The organism is Pantoea sp. App145 (genome assembly GCF_047947045.1).
Lineage (GTDB): Bacteria > Pseudomonadota > Gammaproteobacteria > Enterobacterales > Enterobacteriaceae > Pantoea.
This window is the reverse complement of sequence record NZ_CP133290.1, coordinates 2,488,020-2,509,509: the sequence shown is the minus strand read 5'-3', so window position 1 is coordinate 2,509,509 and position 21,490 is coordinate 2,488,020. Positions and strand designations below refer to the sequence as shown.

The 21,490-nt window shown below is 56.1% G+C and carries 21 protein-coding genes; 15 read left to right on the top strand and 6 right to left on the bottom strand.

What is annotated here, in order from left to right:
- Positions 1 to 37 precede the first annotated feature (37 nt).
- Positions 38 to 895 (top strand): RNA polymerase sigma factor RpoH, encoded by an 858-nt coding sequence (rpoH, locus tag RCF31_RS11485; protein WP_416410537.1) that lies wholly within the window; start codon positions 38 to 40, stop codon positions 893 to 895.
- 53 nt (positions 896 to 948) lie between these two features.
- Here rpoH and panM read toward each other — a convergent pair whose 3' ends face one another.
- Positions 949 to 1,335 (bottom strand): aspartate 1-decarboxylase autocleavage activator PanM, encoded by a 387-nt coding sequence (panM, locus tag RCF31_RS11480; RefSeq protein WP_416410535.1) that lies wholly within the window; start codon positions 1,333 to 1,335, stop codon positions 949 to 951.
- A 404-nt stretch (positions 1,336 to 1,739) separates the two neighbouring features.
- On the opposite strand from panM, the gene RCF31_RS11475 reads away from it, so the two are divergent.
- The 10 genes from RCF31_RS11475 to ugpQ all read left to right on the top strand — a co-directional run bounded on the left by RCF31_RS11475 (position 1,740) and on the right by ugpQ (position 11,741).
- Positions 1,740 to 2,867 carry a branched-chain amino acid ABC transporter substrate-binding protein gene (locus RCF31_RS11475; RefSeq protein ID WP_313688800.1) on the top strand — a complete coding sequence of 376 codons (1,128 nt, stop codon included), beginning with the start codon at positions 1,740 to 1,742 and terminating at the stop codon, positions 2,865 to 2,867.
- 119 nt (positions 2,868 to 2,986) lie between these two features.
- Positions 2,987 to 3,913 (top strand): high-affinity branched-chain amino acid ABC transporter permease LivH, encoded by a 927-nt coding sequence (gene livH, locus RCF31_RS11470; protein ID WP_084871802.1) that lies wholly within the window; start codon positions 2,987 to 2,989, stop codon positions 3,911 to 3,913.
- Positions 3,910 to 5,181, top strand: coding sequence for a high-affinity branched-chain amino acid ABC transporter permease LivM (locus RCF31_RS11465; protein WP_416410532.1), 1,272 nt, complete (start codon positions 3,910 to 3,912; stop codon positions 5,179 to 5,181). The genes livH and RCF31_RS11465 overlap by 4 nt, the downstream gene beginning before the upstream one ends.
- A complete protein-coding gene (livG, locus tag RCF31_RS11460) occupies positions 5,178 to 5,945 on the top strand; it encodes a high-affinity branched-chain amino acid ABC transporter ATP-binding protein LivG (RefSeq protein ID WP_299447195.1) in 768 nt (255 codons plus the stop codon). The genes RCF31_RS11465 and livG overlap by 4 nt, the downstream gene beginning before the upstream one ends.
- Before the next feature lies 1 nt (position 5,946).
- Positions 5,947 to 6,660, top strand: a complete 714-nt coding sequence (gene livF / locus RCF31_RS11455) for a high-affinity branched-chain amino acid ABC transporter ATP-binding protein LivF (protein ID WP_084871805.1) — start codon at positions 5,947 to 5,949, stop codon at positions 6,658 to 6,660.
- Positions 6,661 to 6,818: 158 nt separating this feature from the next.
- Positions 6,819 to 8,135 carry a sn-glycerol-3-phosphate ABC transporter substrate-binding protein UgpB gene (gene ugpB, locus RCF31_RS11450; protein ID WP_416410529.1) on the top strand — a complete coding sequence of 439 codons (1,317 nt, stop codon included), beginning with the start codon at positions 6,819 to 6,821 and terminating at the stop codon, positions 8,133 to 8,135.
- A gap of 61 nt (positions 8,136 to 8,196) precedes the next feature.
- Positions 8,197 to 9,084, top strand: a complete 888-nt coding sequence (ugpA, locus tag RCF31_RS11445) for a sn-glycerol-3-phosphate ABC transporter permease UgpA (protein WP_416410527.1) — start codon at positions 8,197 to 8,199, stop codon at positions 9,082 to 9,084.
- Entirely contained in the window at positions 9,081 to 9,926 is an 846-nt protein-coding gene (gene ugpE, locus RCF31_RS11440; protein WP_208713669.1) for a sn-glycerol-3-phosphate ABC transporter permease UgpE, read from the top strand. Before ugpA ends, ugpE begins: the two co-directional genes overlap by 4 nt.
- Position 9,927: 1 nt before the next feature.
- Positions 9,928 to 11,001 (top strand): sn-glycerol-3-phosphate import ATP-binding protein UgpC, encoded by a 1,074-nt coding sequence (locus tag RCF31_RS11435; RefSeq protein WP_299447208.1) that lies wholly within the window; start codon positions 9,928 to 9,930, stop codon positions 10,999 to 11,001.
- Entirely contained in the window at positions 10,998 to 11,741 is a 744-nt protein-coding gene (gene ugpQ, locus RCF31_RS11430) for a glycerophosphodiester phosphodiesterase (RefSeq protein ID WP_416410525.1), read from the top strand. Before RCF31_RS11435 ends, ugpQ begins: the two co-directional genes overlap by 4 nt.
- On the opposite strand, the gene RCF31_RS11425 is transcribed toward ugpQ, so the two are convergent.
- A complete protein-coding gene (locus RCF31_RS11425; RefSeq protein WP_416410523.1) occupies positions 11,738 to 12,013 on the bottom strand; it encodes a DUF2756 domain-containing protein in 276 nt (91 codons plus the stop codon). The two genes, ugpQ and RCF31_RS11425, sit on opposite strands and share 4 nt — an antisense overlap.
- A gap of 204 nt (positions 12,014 to 12,217) precedes the next feature.
- Here RCF31_RS11425 and ggt point away from each other — a divergent pair, with 204 nt between their 5' ends.
- Positions 12,218 to 13,969: a gamma-glutamyltransferase gene (ggt, locus tag RCF31_RS11420; protein WP_416410521.1), complete on the top strand. Its 1,752-nt coding sequence runs from the start codon at positions 12,218 to 12,220 to the stop codon at positions 13,967 to 13,969.
- A gap of 91 nt (positions 13,970 to 14,060) precedes the next feature.
- Here the strand turns inward: ggt and RCF31_RS11415 are convergent, their stop codons facing one another.
- Positions 14,061 to 14,555: a GNAT family N-acetyltransferase gene (locus RCF31_RS11415; RefSeq protein WP_416410519.1), complete on the bottom strand. Its 495-nt coding sequence runs from the start codon at positions 14,553 to 14,555 to the stop codon at positions 14,061 to 14,063.
- A 328-nt stretch (positions 14,556 to 14,883) separates the two neighbouring features.
- On the opposite strand from RCF31_RS11415, the gene gntR reads away from it, so the two are divergent.
- From gntR to gntU, 3 genes are all read left to right on the top strand, one after another.
- Positions 14,884 to 15,879, top strand: a complete 996-nt coding sequence (gntR, locus tag RCF31_RS11410) for a gluconate operon transcriptional repressor GntR (RefSeq protein WP_299447223.1) — start codon at positions 14,884 to 14,886, stop codon at positions 15,877 to 15,879.
- A 140-nt stretch (positions 15,880 to 16,019) separates the two neighbouring features.
- Positions 16,020 to 16,556, top strand: coding sequence for a gluconokinase (gene gntK / locus RCF31_RS11405; RefSeq protein WP_084871815.1), 537 nt, complete (start codon positions 16,020 to 16,022; stop codon positions 16,554 to 16,556).
- 2 nt (positions 16,557 to 16,558) lie between these two features.
- Complete coding sequence (gene gntU / locus RCF31_RS11400) at positions 16,559 to 17,899, top strand: gluconate transporter (RefSeq protein ID WP_299447227.1); 1,341 nt, start codon at positions 16,559 to 16,561, stop codon at positions 17,897 to 17,899.
- A 70-nt stretch (positions 17,900 to 17,969) separates the two neighbouring features.
- Here the strand turns inward: gntU and RCF31_RS11395 are convergent, their stop codons facing one another.
- The 3 genes from RCF31_RS11395 to RCF31_RS11385 form a co-directional block, all read right to left on the bottom strand.
- The gene (locus tag RCF31_RS11395) at positions 17,970 to 19,595 is read right to left on the bottom strand and encodes a Na/Pi cotransporter family protein (protein WP_416410515.1); all 1,626 of its coding nucleotides are present in this window, start codon (positions 19,593 to 19,595) and stop codon (positions 17,970 to 17,972) included.
- Positions 19,596 to 19,703: 108 nt separating this feature from the next.
- Positions 19,704 to 20,696 carry an ABC transporter ATP-binding protein gene (locus tag RCF31_RS11390; RefSeq protein ID WP_416410513.1) on the bottom strand — a complete coding sequence of 331 codons (993 nt, stop codon included), beginning with the start codon at positions 20,694 to 20,696 and terminating at the stop codon, positions 19,704 to 19,706.
- Between the two features lie 2 nt (positions 20,697 to 20,698).
- Positions 20,699 to 21,484 carry an ABC transporter permease gene (locus tag RCF31_RS11385; protein WP_299447235.1) on the bottom strand — a complete coding sequence of 262 codons (786 nt, stop codon included), beginning with the start codon at positions 21,482 to 21,484 and terminating at the stop codon, positions 20,699 to 20,701.
- Positions 21,485 to 21,490: the final 6 nt, after the last annotated feature.

The following is a 21,490-nucleotide window of genomic DNA, read 5'->3' as shown; positions in this document are numbered from 1 at the left end:
TGTGCGGCAATATTCAACTGAATTTGTGAGGGTTTGAATGACCAAAGAAATGCAAACTTTAGCTATTGCTCCTCTTGGTAACCTGGAATCGTATATCCGGGCCGCCAACGTCTGGCCGATGCTATCGGCAGAAGAGGAAAAAGCGCTGGCTGAACGGCTGCATTACCAGGGCGATCTGGATGCAGCTAAGACGCTGATCCTGTCTCATCTGCGCTTTGTTGTTCATATCGCTCGTAACTATTCCGGTTACGGCTTGCCACAGGCGGACCTGATTCAGGAAGGCAACATCGGCCTGATGAAGGCGGTGCGCCGCTTCAATCCTGAAGTGGGTGTGCGTCTGGTGTCGTTTGCCGTGCACTGGATTAAAGCTGAGATTCACGAGTACGTACTGCGTAACTGGCGTATCGTGAAGGTCGCTACCACCAAAGCACAGCGTAAGCTGTTCTTTAACCTGCGTAAAACCAAGCAGCGTCTGGGCTGGTTTAACCAGGACGAAGTTGAAATGGTAGCGCGTGAGCTGGGCGTGAGCAGCAAAGACGTGCGCGAAATGGAATCCCGTATGGCAGCGCAGGACATGACTTTCGACATGTCGTCTGATGACGAAGGTGGCGAAAGCAAAAGCATGGCTCCGGTGCTGTATCTGCAGGATAAAACCTCTGACTTTGCCGATGGCATCGAAGAGGATAACTGGGATGCGCACGCCGCCGATAAACTTACCGATGCGATGCAGGGGCTGGACGAGCGTAGTCAGCACATCATCCGTGCGCGCTGGCTGGATGAAGAAAACAAAACCACGCTGCAGGAACTGGCCGACCAATACGGTGTTTCCGCAGAGCGTGTGCGCCAGCTGGAAAAGAACGCCATGAAGAAACTGCGTATGGCGATTGAAGCCTGATAAGGCTCAGAAAAACAGGCGACTCCCGGAGTCGCCTTTTTTATGTCCGCAATTCATCGAATCCAGCCATCAACCTGCGCACGAAAACCACAAGCCTGCATAAACGCGGCGCGTATGCCCTGGTTGGCCTCGCCGTCATCAGCAATCCACCAATCCGCCAGTGAACTGTTCTGCGCCAGCGTCTCTTCCAGTAAATATTTCCCCACCCCGCGGCGACGCGTGACTTCGCGCACGCTGAGATGCGTAATCTTCCCCTGAGTGCCCTGAATCGTCAGTTGCAGTGCCGCCAGCAGGCGGTCATTAAAACGTGCGGCATAGACACGCTGCGTTTCGCTGAGCTGAGCTTCCAGTTGCGAAATATCGAACTGCGGCCAGACTTTGGTCAGGTCGATACGATCCTGCGTCGTCAACGATGTTAAGCGCTGAATAGTGAGCTTCATTACCCGTACCTGTACTAGTGCAAAGGGCATAGTGTAGCGAATTTAGACAGTCAGAGCGCTGTCACTTTTTTTTGATAAAAACAGGTCAAACAACAGCCAGTTTGCCAGGATTGTGGTTGAACAGTCCAAGTGTTGTTTATTAAGCCAGCATAATACGCTGGTGAAATGGTGAAAATTCGGCCATAACAACCAGAGGATTCTGCTGTTTCACCCGTTCATTACTGAATATGTCAGTTGATTTACAGAAGAAAGTTCCTGTTTAATAACCTGAAAAATAACGCCTTATTACCTATAAATGCCAGAAAAGTGCGCTAACTCATTATTACAGAATCAGTTTTCCTCTTTCACTGGCAGAAAATAAACCAACACACAACAGACACGACACAACAGATGGGGAAGTTCGCATGAAAATGAGTAAAGGACGCGCATTATTGGCGGGCTGCGTGGCGCTGGCGATGAGCCACGCGGCGCTGGCAAAAGACATCAAAATTGCCATCGTCGGTGCGGCAACCGGTCCGGTAGCCCAGTACGGTGACATGCAATTTACCGGTGCAGCGCAGGCCATCAAGGACATCAACGCCAAAGGCGGTGTCAACGGCGATAAGCTGGTGGGCGTGGAATATGATGATGCCTGTGACCCGAAACAAGCGGTAGCGGTGGCTAACAAAGTGGTTAACGATGGTATCAAATACGTTATCGGCCACCTCTGCTCCTCTTCAACTCAGCCTGCGTCTGACATCTATAATGACGAAGGCGTGCTGATGATCACCCCGGCGGCCACCGCACCGGAACTGACGGCGCGCGGTTATGCTGACGTGCTGCGCACCACCGGCCTCGACTCCGATCAGGGTCCGACAGCGGCCAACTACATCCTGGACACCATCAAACCGAAACGTATCGCGGTGGTGCATGATAAGCAGCAGTATGGCCAGGGCCTGGCGGAATCGGTGCAGAAAACCCTGAAAGCCAAAGGCGGCAACGTGGTGCTGTTCGAGGGTATCACCGCCGGTGATAAAGATTTCTCCACCCTGATTGCGCGTCTGAAGAAAGATAACGTCGATTTCGTTTACTACGGTGGTTACTACCCGGAGCTGGGCCAGATTCTGCGCCAGGCAAAAGCAGCAGGCCTGAACGCGGGCTTTATGGGACCAGAGGGTGTGGGCAACGCTTCGCTGTCTAACATCGCGGGTGATGCGTCTGAAGGCCTGTACGTGACGCTGCCGAAGCGTTATGACCAGCTGCCGGGCAACAAAGCCATCGTTGATGCTATCAAAGCCAACAGCGCACCGAACCGCAAAGATCCGACCGGTCCGTTCGTCTGGACCACCTATGCCGCGATTCAGTCACTGGTGGCCGGTATCGAACGCAGCAAAAGCGACGAGCCGGATGCTATCGCGAAGAACCTGAAAGAAGGCGCGCCAGTGCCGACAGTGATGGGCGACCTGAGCTGGGATCAGAAAGGTGACCTGAAAGGCTTCGAATTCGGCATCTTCAAGTGGCACAAAGACGGCTCATCTACAGCGATTAAGTAATCGTTGCATCCAGCACGAAATCAGGGCGGCCTTCAGGCCGCCCTTCATCAAATCCGGTCAATTTACCGCCAGTCGCGGTAACGATTTACCATCACGGACGTGTTTCTAAGGTACTTGTTATGTCCGAGCAGTTCCTCTACTTCCTCCAGCAGATGTTCAACGGAGTGACCCTGGGCAGCACCTATGCGCTGATTGCCATCGGGTACACCATGGTTTACGGCATTATCGGCATGATTAACTTCGCCCACGGCGAGGTGTATATGATCGGTAGCTATGTTTCCTTTATCGTGATTGCCGCGCTGATGATGATGGGCATCGACACCACCTGGCTGATGATTGCCGCCGGGTTTGTCATGGCGATCATCATCTCCAGCGCCTACGGCTGGAGCATCGAGCGGGTGGCTTATAAGCCGGTACGTTCCTCGAAGCGCCTGATCGCGCTGATCTCCGCCATCGGTATGTCGATCTTCCTGCAAAACTACGTCAGCCTGACGCAAGGCTCGCGCGATCTCGCGCTGCCGAGCCTGATCACCGGCCAGTGGACGCTGGGCGAAAGCAACGGCTTTGCCGCCACGCTCTCCACCATGCAGCTGATGATCTGGGTGGTGACCTTTATCGCCATGCTGGCACTGACGATTTTTATCCGTTATTCGCGCATGGGCCGCGCCTGCCGTGCCTGCGCTGAAGACCTGAAAATGGCCAGCCTGCTGGGCATCAATACCGACCGCGTGATTTCGCTGACCTTTGTGATTGGCGCGGCGATGGCGGCCGTCGCCGGGGTGCTTCTGGGGCAGTTCTACGGCTCCATCAACCCGTTTATCGGTTTTATGGCGGGGATGAAAGCCTTTACCGCCGCGGTGCTGGGTGGCATTGGCAGCATTCCGGGGGCGATGATTGGCGGCCTGGTGCTGGGCATTGCCGAAGCGCTGACGTCGGCCTATCTCTCCACCGAATATAAAGATGTGGTTTCCTTTGCGCTGCTGATTGTGGTGCTGCTGGTAATGCCGACCGGCATCCTTGGCCGTCCGGAGGTGGAAAAAGTATGAAGCGCCTCGGTCTGGTTAATGCCGTTATCTCTACGGTGATGTTGCTGGTGCTTGCCACCTTTTTTATGGGCATGCGCCTTGATCTTGATGGCACCAAACTGGTGGTGTCGAATGCCGGAACGGTGCGCTGGAACTGGATTTTTGTCGGTTGCGGCGTGGTGTTCTTGTTCCAGCTGTTGCGTCCGTTATTCCAGGGCGTGTTGAAACGTGGCGGAAACGGGCTGGTACTGCCGGGCTTTGATGGTTCAACGCCGAAGCAGAAGCTGGTGATGGCGCTGTTTATCGTCGTGGCGGTGATCTGGCCGTTCCTGGTGTCGCGCGGCAGTGTGGATATCGCCACCCTGACATTGATCTACGTGATGTTGGGGCTGGGCCTTAACGTGGTGGTGGGGCTGTCTGGCTTGCTGGTGCTGGGCTACGGCGGCTTCTATGCCATCGGTGCTTACACCTTCGCTTTGCTGAACCACTACTACGGTTTTGGTTTCTGGCAGAGCCTGCCGCTGGCGGGGCTGGTGGCCGGTGCGTTTGGTTTGCTGCTCGGCTTCCCGGTGCTGCGTCTGCGCGGTGACTATCTGGCGATCGTCACCCTCGGCTTTGGCGAGATTGTGCGTATCCTGCTGCTGAACAACACCGCCATTACCGGTGGTCCGAATGGCATCGCGCAGATCCCGAAACCGACCTTCTTTGGCCTGGAGTTTGGCCGCAAGGTCAGCGAAGGCGGCTGGGGCACCTTCCATGAGGTGTTTGGTCTGAAATACGACCCGAATGACCGCGTTATTTTCCTCTATCTGGTCGCGCTGCTGCTGGTGGTGCTGACGCTGGTTATTATCAACCGTCTGCTGCGCATGCCGCTCGGACGTGCCTGGGAGGCGTTGCGCGAGGATGAAATCGCCTGTCGTTCCCTCGGCCTCAGCCCGACGCGTATCAAGCTGACGGCGTTCACCATCAGTGCTGCCTTCGCCGGGTTTGCCGGTACGTTGTTCGCCGCGCGCCAGGGCTTTGTCAGCCCGGAATCCTTCACCTTTGTCGAGTCGGCGTTTGTGCTGGCGATTGTGGTGCTGGGTGGGATGGGATCGCAGTTTGCCGTGATCCTCGCGGCGGTGCTGCTGGTGGTGTCGCGCGAGCTGATGCGCGATCTGAATGAATACAGCATGTTGGTGCTGGGTGGCTTAATGGTGCTGATGATGATTTGGCGTCCGCAGGGTCTGCTGCCGATGAAACGTCCGCATCTGAAATTGAAACAGGGTAAAGCGGGAGAGCAGGCATGAGTCAGCCTTTATTAGCGGTAGAAGGCCTGATGATGCGCTTTGGTGGCCTGCTGGCGGTGAACAACGTGGCGCTGGAACTGCGCGAGCAGGAAATCGTGTCGCTGATTGGCCCGAATGGTGCCGGTAAAACCACGGTGTTCAACTGTCTGACCGGTTTCTACAAACCTACCGGCGGCAGCATCAAATTGCGCGATCAGAATCTGGCCGGGTTACCGGGGCAGAAAATTGCGCGCATGGGCATTGTGCGTACCTTCCAGCACGTGCGCCTGTTCCGCGAGATGACGGTGATTGAAAACCTGCTGGTGGCGCAACATCAGCATCTGAAGAGTGGCGTGTTCTCCGGGTTATTTAAGACGCCAGCGTTCCGCAAAGGCGAAAGCGAAGCCCTGGATCGAGCCGCCACCTGGCTGGAGCGTATCGGCCTGTTGGAGCTGGCGAACCGTCAGGCGGGTAACCTTGCTTATGGTCAGCAGCGTCGGCTGGAGATTGCGCGCTGTATGGTGACGCGTCCGGAAATCCTGATGCTGGATGAGCCTGCCGCCGGTCTTAACCCGAAAGAGACACACGAACTGGACGAGCTGATCGCGGAACTGCGTGGTGAGCATAAGGTGTCGGTGTTGTTGATCGAACATGATATGAAGCTGGTGATGGGGATTTCTGATCGCATCTACGTGGTCAATCAGGGAACGCCGCTGGCCAATGGCACACCGGAAGAGATTCGTAACAACCCGGATGTGATCCGTGCCTATTTAGGAGAGGCGTGATATGGCCAACCCAATGTTAACCATTGAAAACGTCAGCGCCCATTATGGCAAAATCCAGGCGCTGCATAACGTCAGCCTGTATATCAATCAGGGAGAGATTGTCACCCTGATCGGTGCCAACGGCGCGGGTAAAACCACGCTGCTCGGCACGTTGTGCGGCGAGCCGCGCGCCACCTCGGGTGCCATCACTTTTGATGGCAAAACCATTACCGACTGGCAAACCGCGCGCATTATGCGCGAGGCGATCGCCATCGTGCCGGAAGGGCGGCGGGTGTTTTCGCGCATGACGGTGGAAGAGAACCTGGCAATGGGCGGCTTCTTTGCCAGCCGTAGCCAGTATCAGGAGCGCATTGAACGCGTTTATGATCTGTTCCCACGTCTGGCTGAGCGTAAGGTGCAGCGTGCAGGCACCATGTCGGGCGGTGAGCAGCAGATGCTGGCGATTGGCCGTGCACTGATGAGCCAGCCGCGTCTGCTGTTGCTGGATGAGCCTTCACTGGGCCTCGCGCCGATCATCATTCAGCAGATTTTCGACACCATCGAACAGCTGCGTAAAGAAGGGATGACCATCTTCCTTGTGGAGCAGAACGCCAACCAGGCGCTGAAACTGGCCGACCGTGGCTACGTGCTGGAGAACGGGCATGTGGTGCTGGAGGATACCGGCGAAGCGTTGTTGTCCAATGAAGCAGTACGGAGTGCCTATTTAGGCGCCTGACCCGTAGCGGCGCGATTTATCGCGCCGCTACACGATAATCCCCCTGTCACACTTCCGTCATTAAGTTGTTATTTTTCCGTCATTTTCCCGTGTCATGTTACTTCGCGAACAAAAAATGCGTGATTTCGCGCGTATCTAAAACAGCACAGGAAAACTTTATGTCCGCTTTTACGCTTCGTCCCCGCCTGATGAGTGCCCTGCTCGGTCTGGCGCTCAGCGGTAATGCGCTGGCTGCGACCGAAATTCCTTTCTGGCACTCAATGGAAGGCGAGTTAGGCAAAGAAGTTGATTCTCTGGCACAACGTTTTAACCAGGCTCACCCAGACTACAAAATCGTCCCGGTCTACAAAGGCAACTATGAACAGAGCCTGGCGGCGGGGATTGCAGCAGTACGTACCGGCAAAGCACCGGACATTTTGCAGGTGTATGAAGTGGGTACCGCGACCATGATGGCATCGAAAGCCATTGTACCGGTACATCAGGTCTTCCAGGATGCCGGTATCGCGTTCGATGAAAAACAGTTCGTCCCAACTGTGGCGGGCTACTACAGCGATTCCAGCGGCCATCTGATCTCCCAGCCGTTTAACAGCTCGACTCCAGTGCTGTACTACAACAAAGATGCCTTCAAAAAAGCCGGTCTGAACCCGGATCAGCCGCCGAAAACCTGGCAGGAACTGGCGAAAGACGCCGATGCGCTGCGTAAAGCAGGCATGACCTGTGGTTACGCCAGCGGCTGGCAGGGCTGGATTCAGATTGAAAACTTCAGCGCCTGGCATGCTCTGCCAGTGGCGACCAAAAACAACGGCTTTGACGGCACAGACGCGGTGCTGGAATTCAACAAGCCGGTGCAGGTTCGCCATATCCAGATGCTGGAAGATATGAACAAGAAGGGTGATTTCACCTACTTTGGTCGTAAAGATGAATCAACCGCCAAGTTCTATAACGGCGATTGCGGCATCACTACTGCCTCTTCCGGTTCACTGGCGGATATCAAGCATTACGCCAAATTCAACTTTGGTGTCGGCATGATGCCGTATGACTCCACCGTACCGAACGCACCGCAGAACGCCATCATCGGTGGTGCCAGCCTGTGGGTGATGAAAGGCAAAGATGCCAACACCTACAAAGGTGTCGCGGAATTTATGCAGTTCCTGGCCCAGCCGGAAATCGCAGCGGAATGGCACCAGAAAACCGGTTATCTGCCGATTACCACCGCAGCTTATGAGCTGACCAAACAGCAGGGCTTCTATGACAAGAACCCGGGCGCAGACATTGCGACGCGTCAGATGCTGAACAAAGATCCGTTGCCGTTTACCAAAGGGATGCGTCTGGGCAACATGCCGCAGATTCGTACCATCGTGGACGAGGAGCTGGAAGGCGTGTGGACTGGCAAACAGTCACCGCAGGCAGCGCTGGATAACTCAGTGAAACGCGGAAACGAACTGCTGCGCCGTTTTGAGCAGCAGGTGAAGTAACCGCCGTAACGGGGCAGATCTGCGCGATCTGCCCCGATCTTTTTGCCTGACCGAGTCTGCTATGTCCTCATCACGCCCCGTATTCCGCTCCCGTTTGTTACCTTATTTGCTGGTGCTGCCACAGCTGGTGATTACCGCCATCTTCTTTTTGTGGCCGGCAGGTGAAGCGCTGTGGTATTCGCTGCAAAACCTTGATCCCTTTGGCATCACCAGCACCTTTGTCGGGCTGGATAACTTCCGTCGCCTGTTTAACGATGAATACTACCTGGCGTCTTTCTGGACCACCATTGAGTTCAGCGCGCTGGTGACGGTATTTGGCATGCTGTTTTCGTTACTACTGGCGGCGTTGGTGGATTATGTGGTGCGGCTGAAGAAGCTGTATCAAACCCTGCTGTTGCTGCCGTATGCGGTGGCTCCGGTAGTGGCGGCGGTGCTGTGGATGTTCCTGTTTAACCCTGGGCTCGGTCTGTTCAGCCATCTCCTGAACCAAATCGGTTACGACTGGAACTACGCACAGAACAGTGGTCAGGCGATGTTCCTGATTGTACTGGCGTCGATCTGGCAGCAGATGAGCTACAACTTCCTGTTTTTCTTTGCCGCGCTGCAATCGATCCCCAAATCGCTGGTGGAAGCGGCGGCGATTGACGGAGCCGGACCGGTGCGCCGTTTCTTTAACCTGTCTCTGCCGCTGATCACCCCGGTGAGTTTTTTCCTGCTGGTGGTCAACCTGGTGTACGCCTTCTTCGATACCTTCCCGGTGATCGATGCGGCGACCGGCGGTGGCCCGGTGCAGGCCACCACCACGCTGATTTATAAAATTTATCGCGAAGGTTTTACCGGGCTGGATCTCTCCTCGTCGGCGGCGCAATCGGTAGTACTGATGTTGCTGGTGATTGGCCTGACTATCCTGCAATTCCGCTTTGTCGAGCGTAAGGTGCAATACCAATGATTGAGAACCGACGCGGGCTGGATATCTTCAGCCACACGCTATTGGTGCTGGGCGTGCTGACCATTCTGTTTCCGCTGTATGTCGCCTTTGTCGCGGCCACGCTGGATAACAACGCGGTGTATCAGGTGCCGATGACGCTGATCCCGGGCACGCATTTATGGGACAACATTGCCCGCATCTGGACCCAGGGCGTTAACGGTAGCGGCCCGGCCTTTGGCCTGATGCTGTTCAACAGCCTGGTGATGGCGCTCGGCATTACCGTGGGAAAAATTGCCGTCTCGATGCTGTCGGCGTTTGCGCTGGTGTGGTTCCGCTTTCCGCTGCGTTCGCTGTTTTTCTGGCTGATTTTCATCACCCTGATGCTGCCGGTAGAAGTACGTATCTTCCCGACGGTGGAAGTGATTTCGACGCTGCACATGCTCGACAGCTACAGCGGTCTGACATTGCCGCTGATGGCGTCTGCCACTGCCACCTTCCTGTTTCGCCAGTTCTTTATGTCACTGCCGGATGAATTGATTGAAGCGGCGCGCATCGACGGTGCCAGCCCGATGCGTTTCTTCTGGGATATCGTGCTGCCGCTGTCGAAAACCAATCTGGCGGCGCTGTTCGTGATCACCTTTATCTACGGCTGGAACCAGTACCTGTGGCCGCTGCTGATTATCAATGACGCCAGCCTGGGTACCGCGGTGGCGGGGGTGAAAAGTATGATCAACACCAGCGGCGGACCGACGCAGTGGAACGAAGTGATGGCGGCAATGTTATTAACCCTGATCCCACCAGTGGTGGTGGTTTTAGTCATGCAGCGTGCCTTTGTGCGTGGCCTGGTGGAGAGTGAGAAATAAAATGGCAGGCGTAACCCTTCAGACCGTCACCAAATCGTATGACGGCAAAAATCAGATCATTCAGCCGCTGAATATCACCATCAACGACGGTGAATTTATGGTGATGGTGGGCCCTTCCGGCTGCGGTAAATCGACGCTGCTGCGGATGGTTGCCGGGCTGGAGCGCGTCACCTCCGGCGATATTTATATTGACGACAAACGCGTGACTGACCTCGAACCGAAAGATCGTGGCATTGCCATGGTGTTCCAGAACTACGCGCTCTATCCGCATATGACGGTGGAAGAGAATATGGCTTATGGCCTGAAAATCCGTGGTATGGGCAAAGAGCAGATTCGGCAGCGCGTGCTGGAAGCGGCGCGCAGCCTGGAGCTGGATCACCTGCTGACGCGTCGTCCGCGCGAGCTGTCCGGCGGCCAGCGCCAGCGTGTGGCGATGGGACGCGCTATCGTGCGTGAACCGGCGGTATTCCTGTTCGATGAACCTTTGTCGAACCTCGATGCCCGCCTGCGTGTGCAGATGCGTCTGGAGTTGCAGCAGCTGCATCGCCGTCTGCAAACCACCAGTCTGTACGTTACCCACGATCAGGTCGAAGCGATGACGCTGGCACAACGGGTGATGGTGATGAACAAAGGGGTCGTTGAGCAGCTGGGCACGCCAGTTGAAGTGTACGAGCGTCCCGCCAGCCAGTTTGTTGCCGCCTTTATTGGTGCACCGGCGATGAACCTGCTGCCGGGGCAAATCAACAGTGACGGCACGCGTTTCAATCTCGATGCACTGCATGCGCTGCCGCTGGGAGAAAGCAAAGCGAAATGGGCCAACCGCCCCCTGACGCTGGGCATTCGCCCGGAACATATCCAGCTCAGCAGCCGCGAAGAGGGAGGCATTCCGCTGGTGGTGGAGACGCTGGAAATGCTCGGTGCCGATAATCTGGCGCATGGTCGTATCGGTGACGCGCGATTGGTGGTACGTTTGCCGCACAGCGAACGTCCGCAGGCGGGCAGCACCCTGTGGCTGCAACTCCCGGCGAATGCGTTACATTTCTTCGATTCAACCCATGGAAAGCGTCTGGAATGAGTAAGCACAACTGGCCTTATCCGCACATCGTTGCCCATCGTGGCGGCGGGAAACTGGCTCCGGAAAATACCCTCGCCGCCATTGATATGGGCGCGCATTATCGCCATCAGATGATTGAGTTTGACGCCAAACTCTCCAACGATCGGCAGATTTTCCTGTTACATGACGACACGCTGGATCGTACCAGTAATGGCTGGGGCGTGGCGGGCGATCTGCCCTGGGACAAACTGGCACAGCTGGATGCTGGCAGCTGGTTTAGCAACAAGTTTGCCGGTGAACCCCTGGCGTTGCTGAGTGATGTGGCAGCACGCTGTCGTCAGCATCAAATGATGGCGAATATTGAAATCAAACCGACCACTGGCAAAGAGGTGGAAACCGGGCGTGATGTGGCGTTAGCCGCACGCGATCTGTGGCAGGGGCAAACTGCGCCACTGTTGTCATCCTTCTCGTATGATGCGCTGGAAGCCGCCATGCAGGCGGTACCGGAACTGCCGCGTGGTTTACTGCTGGATAGCTGGCATGACGACTGGCAGGCGCTGACGGCGAGCCTCGATTGCGTGTCGATACATCTCAACCATAAGTTGCTGGACGCCAAACGCACCGCACAGTTGAAGGCGGCGGGTCTGCACATTCTGGTGTATACCGTGAATCAGCCCGAGCGGGCGCGCGAGCTGCTGAGCTGGGGTGTCGATGCGATCTGTACCGACCGCATCGACATTATCGGCCCTGACTTCCGTTAATTGGTGTTCTGCTGGCCCGGCTGCGTTTTGATGACACGCTGCTGGGCGCTATCACGATGTTCCTGCATTTTGCGCTGCAAATCCTGTTTCTGCTGTTGCTGATCCTGTTGCAGTTTCAGCTTCTCCTGTTGCTGCTGAATTTGCATCTGCGTCTGCATCCGTTGCTGGCTCGGGTTATAGCCGGGTTTGAACGGTTCATTGGTATTATTCAGCATATTCGCCATGCTGCTTAACGGCAGCAGGGCCGCGAAAACGATTAGCCATTTTTTCATGGTCATTCCTCCATTAATACCGCCGTGCTGTGTGCCACTGGTGCCTTTCAGGCACCAACGCGGCAATCATAAGTTTATGCGATATTAAAAAGTCGCTATCCAGGAGTGCGCCGAATTTAGCGAAGCTGCTAATCTTTTTTCAGTGTTTGTAAACACTTGCATCAATGATAACAAATGTAAACAACTGAAAAGGATGGTAGCGGCATGGGGATACAAGGCAGTGTGCGCCGGTTTAGCTGGGCGTTGTTGATGAGTTTTACCCTGGTTCAGGGCGCGCAGGCGGCAGCGGGAAGCGCGCCGCCAGTTTCTTACGGTGTGGATAGCGACACTTTTCATCCAGTGAAGGCGAAACACGGCATGGTGGCATCGGTGGATGCGACAGCCACGGAAGTGGGGGTGCAGATTCTCAGGCAGGGCGGTAATGCAGTCGATGCCGCCGTGGCGGTCGGTTTTGCACTGGCGGTGACCCATCCGCAGGCCGGTAACCTCGGCGGTGGCGGATTTATGCTGCTGCGTACCGCTTCCGGCCACACCACCGCCATCGACTTTCGTGAAATGGCCCCGGCACGCGCCTCACGCAATATGTTCCTCGACAAGCAGGGCAATGCCGACAGTAAGTTATCACTCACTTCCCATCTGGCCTCCGGCACGCCGGGCACCGTCGCCGGTTTTGCACTGGCCGCGCAGAAATATGGCACGCTGCCGTTAAGCACCTTGCTGGCTCCAGCGATCAAACTGGCGCGTAACGGTATCATCGTCAATGATGCGCTGGCAGACGATCTGGCCACCTATGGCAAAGAGAATCTGATCAATCATGACAATAGCCGTGCCATTTTCTATAAAGCAGACGGCCAGCCTTACCAGCAAGGCGATCGTCTGGTGCAGAAAAACCTCGCGCACAGCCTGCAACTGATTGCCCAGCAGGGACCAGACGCTTTTTATAAAGGTAAAATCGCCGACGAAATCGCTGGAGAAATGGCGCAACACGGCGGCCTGATTGGCAAGGCCGATCTCGCGGCTTATCGGGCTGTCGAGCGTAAACCGGTGAGCGGCAGCTACCGTGGCTATGAAGTGTTTTCAATGCCGCCACCGTCCTCCGGCGGCATCCATATTATTGAGATTCTCAATATCCTGGAAAATTTCGACCTGGCAAAAATGGGTTTCGGTAGCGCGGATGCGATGCAGGTGATGGCTGAGGCGGAAAAATATGCCTATGCCGACCGTTCGGAATATCTCGGCGACCCGGATTTCGTCAAAGTACCGCAGCAGGCACTGACCAGCAAAGCCTATGCGAAATCGCTGGCGCAGCAGATCGACATCAACAAAGCGCGTCCATCAAGCGAGATCAAACCGGGCAAGCTGGAGCCGTATGAAAGCAACCAAACCACTCACTTCTCGGTGGTGGATAAAGACGGTAACGCGGTGGCGGTGACCTACACCCTGAATACCTATTTTGGCAGCGGTATCGTCGCGGGCCAGAGTGGCATCCTGATGAACAACGAAATGGATGATTTCTCCGCTAAACCGGGCACGCCGAATATATATGGCTTAGTGGGTGGTGACGCTAACGCAGTGCAGCCAGCCAAACGCCCACTTTCCTCGATGTCGCCGACCATCGTGGTGAAAGACGGGAAAACCTGGCTGGTGACCGGTAGTCCGGGGGGCAGCCGTATTATCACCACTGTGCTGCAAATGGTGGTTAACAGCATCGATTTTGGTATGAATGTCGCAGAAGCGACCAATGCGCCGCGTTTCCATCATCAGTGGTTGCCGGATCAGCTGCGCGTGGAGAAGGGCTTCAGCCCGGATACCCTGCGTTTGCTGGAGAACAAAGGGCAACATGTAAAGGTGCTACCCGCGATGGGCAGCACGCAAAGCATTATGATCGGGCCGGATGGCACGCGTTATGGCGCGTCAGATCCGCGTTCGGTGGATGATTTGAGTGCAGGGTATTAAGTTTTAACATCCGTAGCGGCGCGATTTATCGCGCTTTTTTATAAAACCCGCGCGATAAATCGCGCCGCTACGGAAGGTATATGGGGCGGTTTTACCCTTTTAACCGCGCCATATAATGGGTATCTACCAGCTCGCCGTTACGCATCGCGTGGCGGCGAGCGGTGCCCTCAATTTCAAAACCAAACTTCTGATATAACCCAATCGCGGCTCTATTGTCGGCAAACACCGTCAGTTCAATGCGTGTCACCTGCAACCAGTTGTCGCAAAGATCCACCATCGCCGCCATCAGCGCAGACCCCACACCACGACGATGAAACGCCGGATCAACACCCATCCCCAGAGTGGCGGTATGGCGACGGCGCGTCTGCTCCAGCACGCTGAGCGTCAGTTGCCCCACGATCTGCCCATCAATGCAGGCCACCAGCCGTTGCTCACCCGGACGCGTCGTTTGCAGTCGTTCCTGCCACAGTGCTGGTGATTGCAGCGGCAGATGCAAGGTATTCGCCTGGGTTTCTGCGTGGCTATACAGCTGGAACAACGCGGCGGCATCAGCGGGTGTGGTGTGACGGACAGTGACGAGACTCATGGTGCGGCTCCTTATGCAAAATGGAAAATCCCCTTTAACATCAAGGATTTTATGTGTGGCGTCAATGGAAAATAATTCGCGAAAGAGCTTTACAGACGAGAATGATAATGATTATTATTGCGATGCGGTCCCGGGAAGTCCTCCTGACAAACCGGGAAAGCACGACATTGCTCACATTGCTTCCAGTATTACTTAGCCAGCTCGGGTGCTGGCTTTTTTTTTGCCTTTTTTCCGACATCCGGCACCGATCCCGCTTCCTGCGCCCCGTTTACAAACGTATGACAATTTAATGATAGACTCAGCGTATCTCTGACCTCAGGCGCTTACGATGAAGAAGAAAAGACCGGTACTACAGGACGTTGCCGATCGCATCGGCATCACAAAAATGACTGTCAGCCGCTACCTGCGCAATCCTGAACAGGTCTCCGCTGCGCTGCGCGACAAAATCGCCATCGCGCTGGATGAACTGGGTTATATCCCGAACCGCGCGCCCGACATGCTCTCCAACGCCACCAGCCGCGCTATCGGCGTATTGCTACCGTCACTCACCAACCAGGTCTTTGCTGACGTGCTGCGCGGCATCGAAACCGTCACTGATGAGGCGGGTTATCAGACGCTGGTGGCGCACTTCGGCTACAACGCGCAAAAAGAAGAGCTGCAACTGCGTTCGCTGCTGGGATGGAACATCGATGGGGTGATTCTGACGGAGCGCAGCCATACGCCGGGGACGCTGCGGATGCTGGAAGTGGCGGGTATTCCGGTGATCGAAATGATGGACTCGGTCTCGCCGTGCCTCGATATGGCTGTCGGCTTTAATAACGTCGAAGCTGCGCGCCAGATGACTCACGCTATTCTGAAAAAAGGCCATCGCCACACCGTTTATCTCGGTGCACGCCTTGATGAACGTACTCTGCAGAAACAGCAGGGCTATGAGCAGGCCATGCGTGAAGCAGGGTTAACGCCACACAGCGTGATGATGGAAGATGCTTCATCGTTCAGCGCCGGATCCTTGCTGCTGCGTGAGGCACAAAAGCGCTATCCGCAGACGGACAGCCTGTTCTGTACCAACGATGACCTTGCCGTCGGCGCGATGTTTGAGTGTCAGCGTCAGGGATTGCGTGTGCCTGACCAGATGGCGATCGCCGGTTTCCACGGTCACGATATCACCCAGGTGGTAAATCCGCGTCTGGCGACGGTGCTGACTCCGCGTGAGCGTATGGGACGGGAGTCTGCGGCAATGCTGCTGGCGCGCATTGGCGGCGATCGTTCCGTCACCGCACCGCTGGATGTCGGCTTTGAAATTGCCGAAGGCGGCAGCATCTGATTCTGGCGATTTTTTGAGTCAGTTCACACTTTCGTGCTTTTCCCGGTAAAAGGGTTGCCAGCCTGTGACCGGGTGCCGACAATGATGATCGAATTTGTTATCGGTAACATTGGCAGAAATCACTGCCGGAGCGCAAAAAAATGACAACGCCATCCCCGTCGCACCATGTTTTTATCCTGATGGGTGTGTCCGGCAGCGGAAAGTCTGCCGTCGCCAATCAGGTTTCACACCAACTTAACACCGCCTTTCTCGACGGTGACTTTCTGCATCCACGCAGCAACATCATGAAAATGGCCGAAGGCCATCCACTGGATGACAACGATCGTCGCCCGTGGTTACAGGCGCTGAACGATGCCGCCTTTGCCATGCAGCGCACTCAGGCAGTCTCCATCATTGTTTGCTCAGCGTTGAAAAAGTCCTATCGCGACATTCTGCGTCAGGGCAACCACAACCTGAAATTTGTCTATCTAAAGGGTGATTTTGAAACCATCGAATCACGCCTGAAAGCCCGCAAAGGCCACTTCTTCAAACCACAGATGCTGGTAACGCAGTTTGCCACGCTGGAAGAACCCGGCGCGAACGAACCCGATGTACTGGTGGTTGATATTAATCATTCACTGGATGAGGTAGTTGCGGCCACGGTTGCGACCATCAAGGGAGCAATCAACAAGGGTTAGTCATGAGTACCGCAACGCTGGTGTTAACTGCAGCAGGCTCTGTCCTGCTGCTGCTGTTTTTGGTGATGAAAGCGCGTATGCACGCCTTTGTCGCCCTGATGTTAGTGTCTATTGGTGCCGGTTTGTTCTCCGGTATGCCGCTCGACAAAATTGCCGATACCATGCAGAAAGGCATGGGCGGTACGCTTGGTTTCCTCGCGATTGTGGTGGCGCTGGGCGCGATGTTCGGCAAAATCCTGCATGAAACCGGCGCGGTCGATCAGATTGCCATCCGCATGCTGAAAACCTTTGGTGAAAGCCGCGCGCATTACGCGATGGGCATTGCCGGGTTGATCTGTGCGCTGCCGCTGTTCTTCGAAGTGGCGGTGGTGCTGTTGATCAGCATTGCCTTTGCTGTGGCGCGTCGTACTGGCGACAACCTGGTGAAGCTGGTGATCCCGCTGTTTGCCGGGGTGGCGGCGTCTGCCGCGTTCCTGCTGCCGGGGCCAGCTCCAATGCTGCTTGCATCACAGATGCACGCTGATTTTGGCTGGATGATTTTGCTGGGCCTGTGTGCCGCTATCCCTGGCATGCTGATCGCCGGTCCGCTGTTTGGCAATTTGATCGCTAAGCGTGTGACCTTTAGCTCGCCGCCGGAGGATCATCAGCCGGATGTGGAAGAGGGCAAACTGCCATCGTTTGGCTTCAGTCTGTCGCTGATCCTGTTCCCGCTGCTGCTGGTGGGACTGAAAACCATTGGCGCACGTTTCACCACGCCGGGCACAAGTCTGTACCAGTGGCTGGAGTTTATCGGCCACCCGTTTACCGCGATTCTGCTGGCCTGTCTGGTGGCGATCTATGGTCTGGCATATCGCCAGGGCATGGATAAAGAGAAGGTGATGCAGGTGTGCGGCAGCGCACTGCAACCTGCGGGGATCATTCTGCTGGTGATCGGTGCCGGTGGCGTGTTCAAGCAGGTGCTGGTGGATTCCGGGGTTGGCCCGGTGCTGGGTCATGCGCTGATTGGTGCGGGCCTGCCGATTGCGCTGGCCTGCTTTATCCTTTCGGGTGCGGTACGTGTGATTCAGGGATCGGCAACGGTCGCCTGTCTGACCACCGTCGGCCTGGTGATGCCGGTGATCGAACCGCTGCATTACAGCGGCGCGCAGCTGGCGGCGCTGTCAATTTGTATCGGCGGTGGCTCCATCATTATCAGCCACGTCAATGATGCTGGTTTCTGGTTGTTTGGCCGCTTCACCGGCGCTTCCGAAGGCGAGACGCTGAAGACCTGGACAATGATGGAAACCATCCTCGGCACCACTGGCGCGATTGTCGGGATGATTGCGTTTACCCTGTTGTCATAACAACCATGCGCAATAAATTGCGCCGCTACTAATCGCAGAGATCGGTAGCGGCGCGATTTATCGCGCGGTTTTATTCATCGTCCCGATCGTCATCCGGTTGTTCCAGCACCGTGTAAGCCACGGCACAGAACAGCGAGTTCAGACGCTTCATATCCCCCAGCAGACCAAGGTGTAGCGAACTGGTTTCGATGCTTTGCACATTTTGCTGGTGCAGACGTTCGACGTGGGCATGGGAAAAACGACGAATCAGAATCCGGAAGCGATGCTTGGAGCGGCGCAGACGTTTGGCGCTGGCGACATCGTGTGACAAAAATACCGACAGGCTAAGCCGCAGGTTATTCAGAACCTGTTCCTGCAGAGTCTCCAGCTCCTCCAGCCCTTCGGGTGAGAAGGCCCGACGCGCGGCCAGCGCTTTATCCGCCACGTCAGCGCTCATGCGTTCGATGATATCTCCCGCCTGTTCCAGGTTCAGTGCCATCTCAATGATCTCAGCCCAGCGGCGCGAATCCTCTTCTGGCAAATCCTCTTTCGGCATGCGCGCCAGGTAGAGTTTGATGGCGGTGTACAGCACGTCGACGTCATCGTCCAGCCTGCGCACCGCGCGCTCTTCGCGCAGGTCGCCATGCACCACTTTGCTGAAGGTCTCCACCATCTGCTCAACCACATCACCGATACGCAGCGTTTCACGCGCCGCATTAACCAGCGCCAGCGCCGGGGTGTCGAGGGCGCTGCTGTCGAGGTGTTTCGGTTTCAGGCGGGCATCGATTTCCGTGTCATCGCTGATCATCCGATGGCACAGGCGCGCCATCGGTTCAGCGAACGGCACCATCACCAGACAACGAATCAGGTTGTAGAAAACATGGAAGAAGATCACCAGTTCTTCATCATGCACCGGCAGCTTGTCCAGTACATCGGCGATCGGATTGACGAACGGCAGGATGGCAACGCAGCCGATCAGTTTGAACAGCAGGCTGCCGAGCGCCACGCGTTTACCCGCCGCATTGGAGCCGCTGGCATTAATCATCGCCAGCAGGCCGCTGCCGAGGTTGGCACCAATCACCAGACACAGCGCCACTTTAAAGGAGATCACTCCGGTGGCAGTGAGGGTCGCGGTAATCAGTACGGCGGCAAGGCTGGAGTAACTAATGATGGCGAATACCGCACCAATCAGGGCATCCAGCATCACGTCGCCCGTCAGAGTGGCGAACAGCACATGTACGCCCGCCGCCTGGGTGATCGGGCGGGCTGCCGCCACAATCAGCTGCAATGCCAGCAGAATCAGCCCGAGACCAATGCTGGCACGTCCCAGCTGGCCGATGCGCATCTGCTTGCGGCTGAGGAACGCGATCACACCAAACAGAATAAACAGCGGCGAGAGCCAGGAGAGATCGAAGGTCAGGATACGCGCCATGATCGCCGTACCGACGTCCGCGCCGAGTACCACCACCAGGGCGGGTGTCAGGCTGACGAGGTTCTGGGCGACAAACGAGGTGACCAGCAGGGTGGTGGCATTGCTGCTCTGAACCAGCGCAGTGACGCCGATACCGGCGAGAAATGCCATCGGTTTTTTTTCCACGCTGCGACTGAGTACGCGGCGTAAGTCGGCACCGTAGACCCGCATAATCCCGGTACGGACGATGTGGGTGCCCCATACCAGCAGGGCCACGGCAGACAAAAGGTTTAACAGGGTTAACACGTAAGCAGGCTCCTTAACCGTCAGGCTTTAACAGCAGGCTGCGAGCCTGACGGAGAGCGCAACCTGTACAAGGTAATGCCGCGCTGCGTTGCCAATTTTTCCTGTAATTTAAGCGACCTGGCGCAACGTCGACATCTCTAACTGTAGCCCAATCTGCATCCCGGTGGGGTGTAAATCAGCGACGCTACGGTTCAAAACATCAACTGAAAGCTCGACATTGTGCGCCAGCACACGATAACGGATGACGTTGCCCAGCAGGCTATGGCTGAGAATGGTGGCGTGAATCCCGGCTTCAGGGGCGCAGATCTGGATCGATTCCGGACGAATCGCCACCTGGCCGCTGAAGGTTTGTCCGGTCAGCTGAGTTGCCTGCTCGGCACTCAGCAGGTTGTAGTTGCCGATAAAACCGGCAGCAAACAGATCGGCGGGCTGGGTATATAAGGCTTCGGCGTTGCCGTTCTGCACAATTTTACCGCGATTCATCAGCACGATACGGTCGGAGAGCGTCAGCGCTTCTTCCTGATCGTGGGTGACGAAAATGGTGGTGAGCTTCAATTCCTGCTGAATATTACGGATCTGCTCGCGCAAATGACGGCGGATACGCGCATCCAGCGCCGACAGCGGTTCATCCAGCAACAGCAAGCGTGGACGTGTCACCAGCGAACGTGCCAGCGCCACGCGCTGACACTGGCCGCCGGAAAGCTGATGCGGGTAGCGGCGAGCGAAATCGGTCAGTTCGACCAGCGCCAGTGCTTCCATCACCCGTTGCTGGATCTCACTCGCGGCCAGTTTCTGCATCTTCAGACCAAACGAGACGTTCTTTTCTACCGTCATATTCGGGAACAGCGCATAGCTCTGAAACACCATGCCGATGGTGCGCTTCTGCGGTGGCAGCGGCACGATATCCTGACCCTGCAACAAAATCTTGCCGCTATCGACCGAGGTCAATCCGGCGATACAGCGCAGCAGCGTGGATTTGCCGCAGCCGCTCGGGCCGAGCAGGGTGACAAATTCGCCCTCATCAGCGCTGAAATCGATATTTTCGAAAATGGTGGTTGGGCCGTAGCTTTTATTCAGCTCTGTGACGTTCAGATAACTCATGGTCAGCCTCGTTCAGGATTGAGGGCGTTCGCCAGCCAGGTGACCAGCAGGACGACAACAAAATAGGAGATCACCAGTGCGCTGGTGAAATGGCCGCTGCCATTGCGCATGTTGTAGAGATAAACCTGTAAGGTTTCATAGCGGGTGCCGACCAGCAGGTTAGCGAAGACAAACTCACCTATCAGGAAAGAGAAGGAGAGCAGCACGGCAATGAACACCCCTTTGCGCAGGTTGGGCAGCACCACAAACAGCGCGGCCTGCCAGGTGCTGGCGCCGAGCAGGTGTGCGGCATCAATCAACTCCCGCAGGTTGATGGCCTGCATATTGTTGGAGATGGCGCGATAGATAAACGGCAGCGCGATGGTGAAGTAACACCCCACCAGAATCCACGGCGTACCGGTCAGCATCAGCGGCGATGATGAGTACAGCTGCAATAAACCCACTGACGAGACCACCGGCGGTACGGCAAACGGCATCAGGATCAGCACGTTCATCACCGCGTCCAGCTTCGGAAAATAGTAAGCGATCACAAACATCGCAGGCAGCACCAGCACTAACGAGAATAGCAACGCGCCAAAGCAAATCAGCAGCGAGTGGCCGAGCGCGGTCAGGAACCGGCTGTCACTCCACAATTCAAAGAACCACTTTAGCGTGTAGCCCTGCGGCAGAATGGTATCACTCCATTCTGAGGAGAGCGCATACAGCAAGGTCGCGATCAGCGGCGTGGCCAGGATAATCAGCAGCAGCCAGACAATCAGGCGGTGATAGACTTTTTCTACGCGAGACATGGGCCG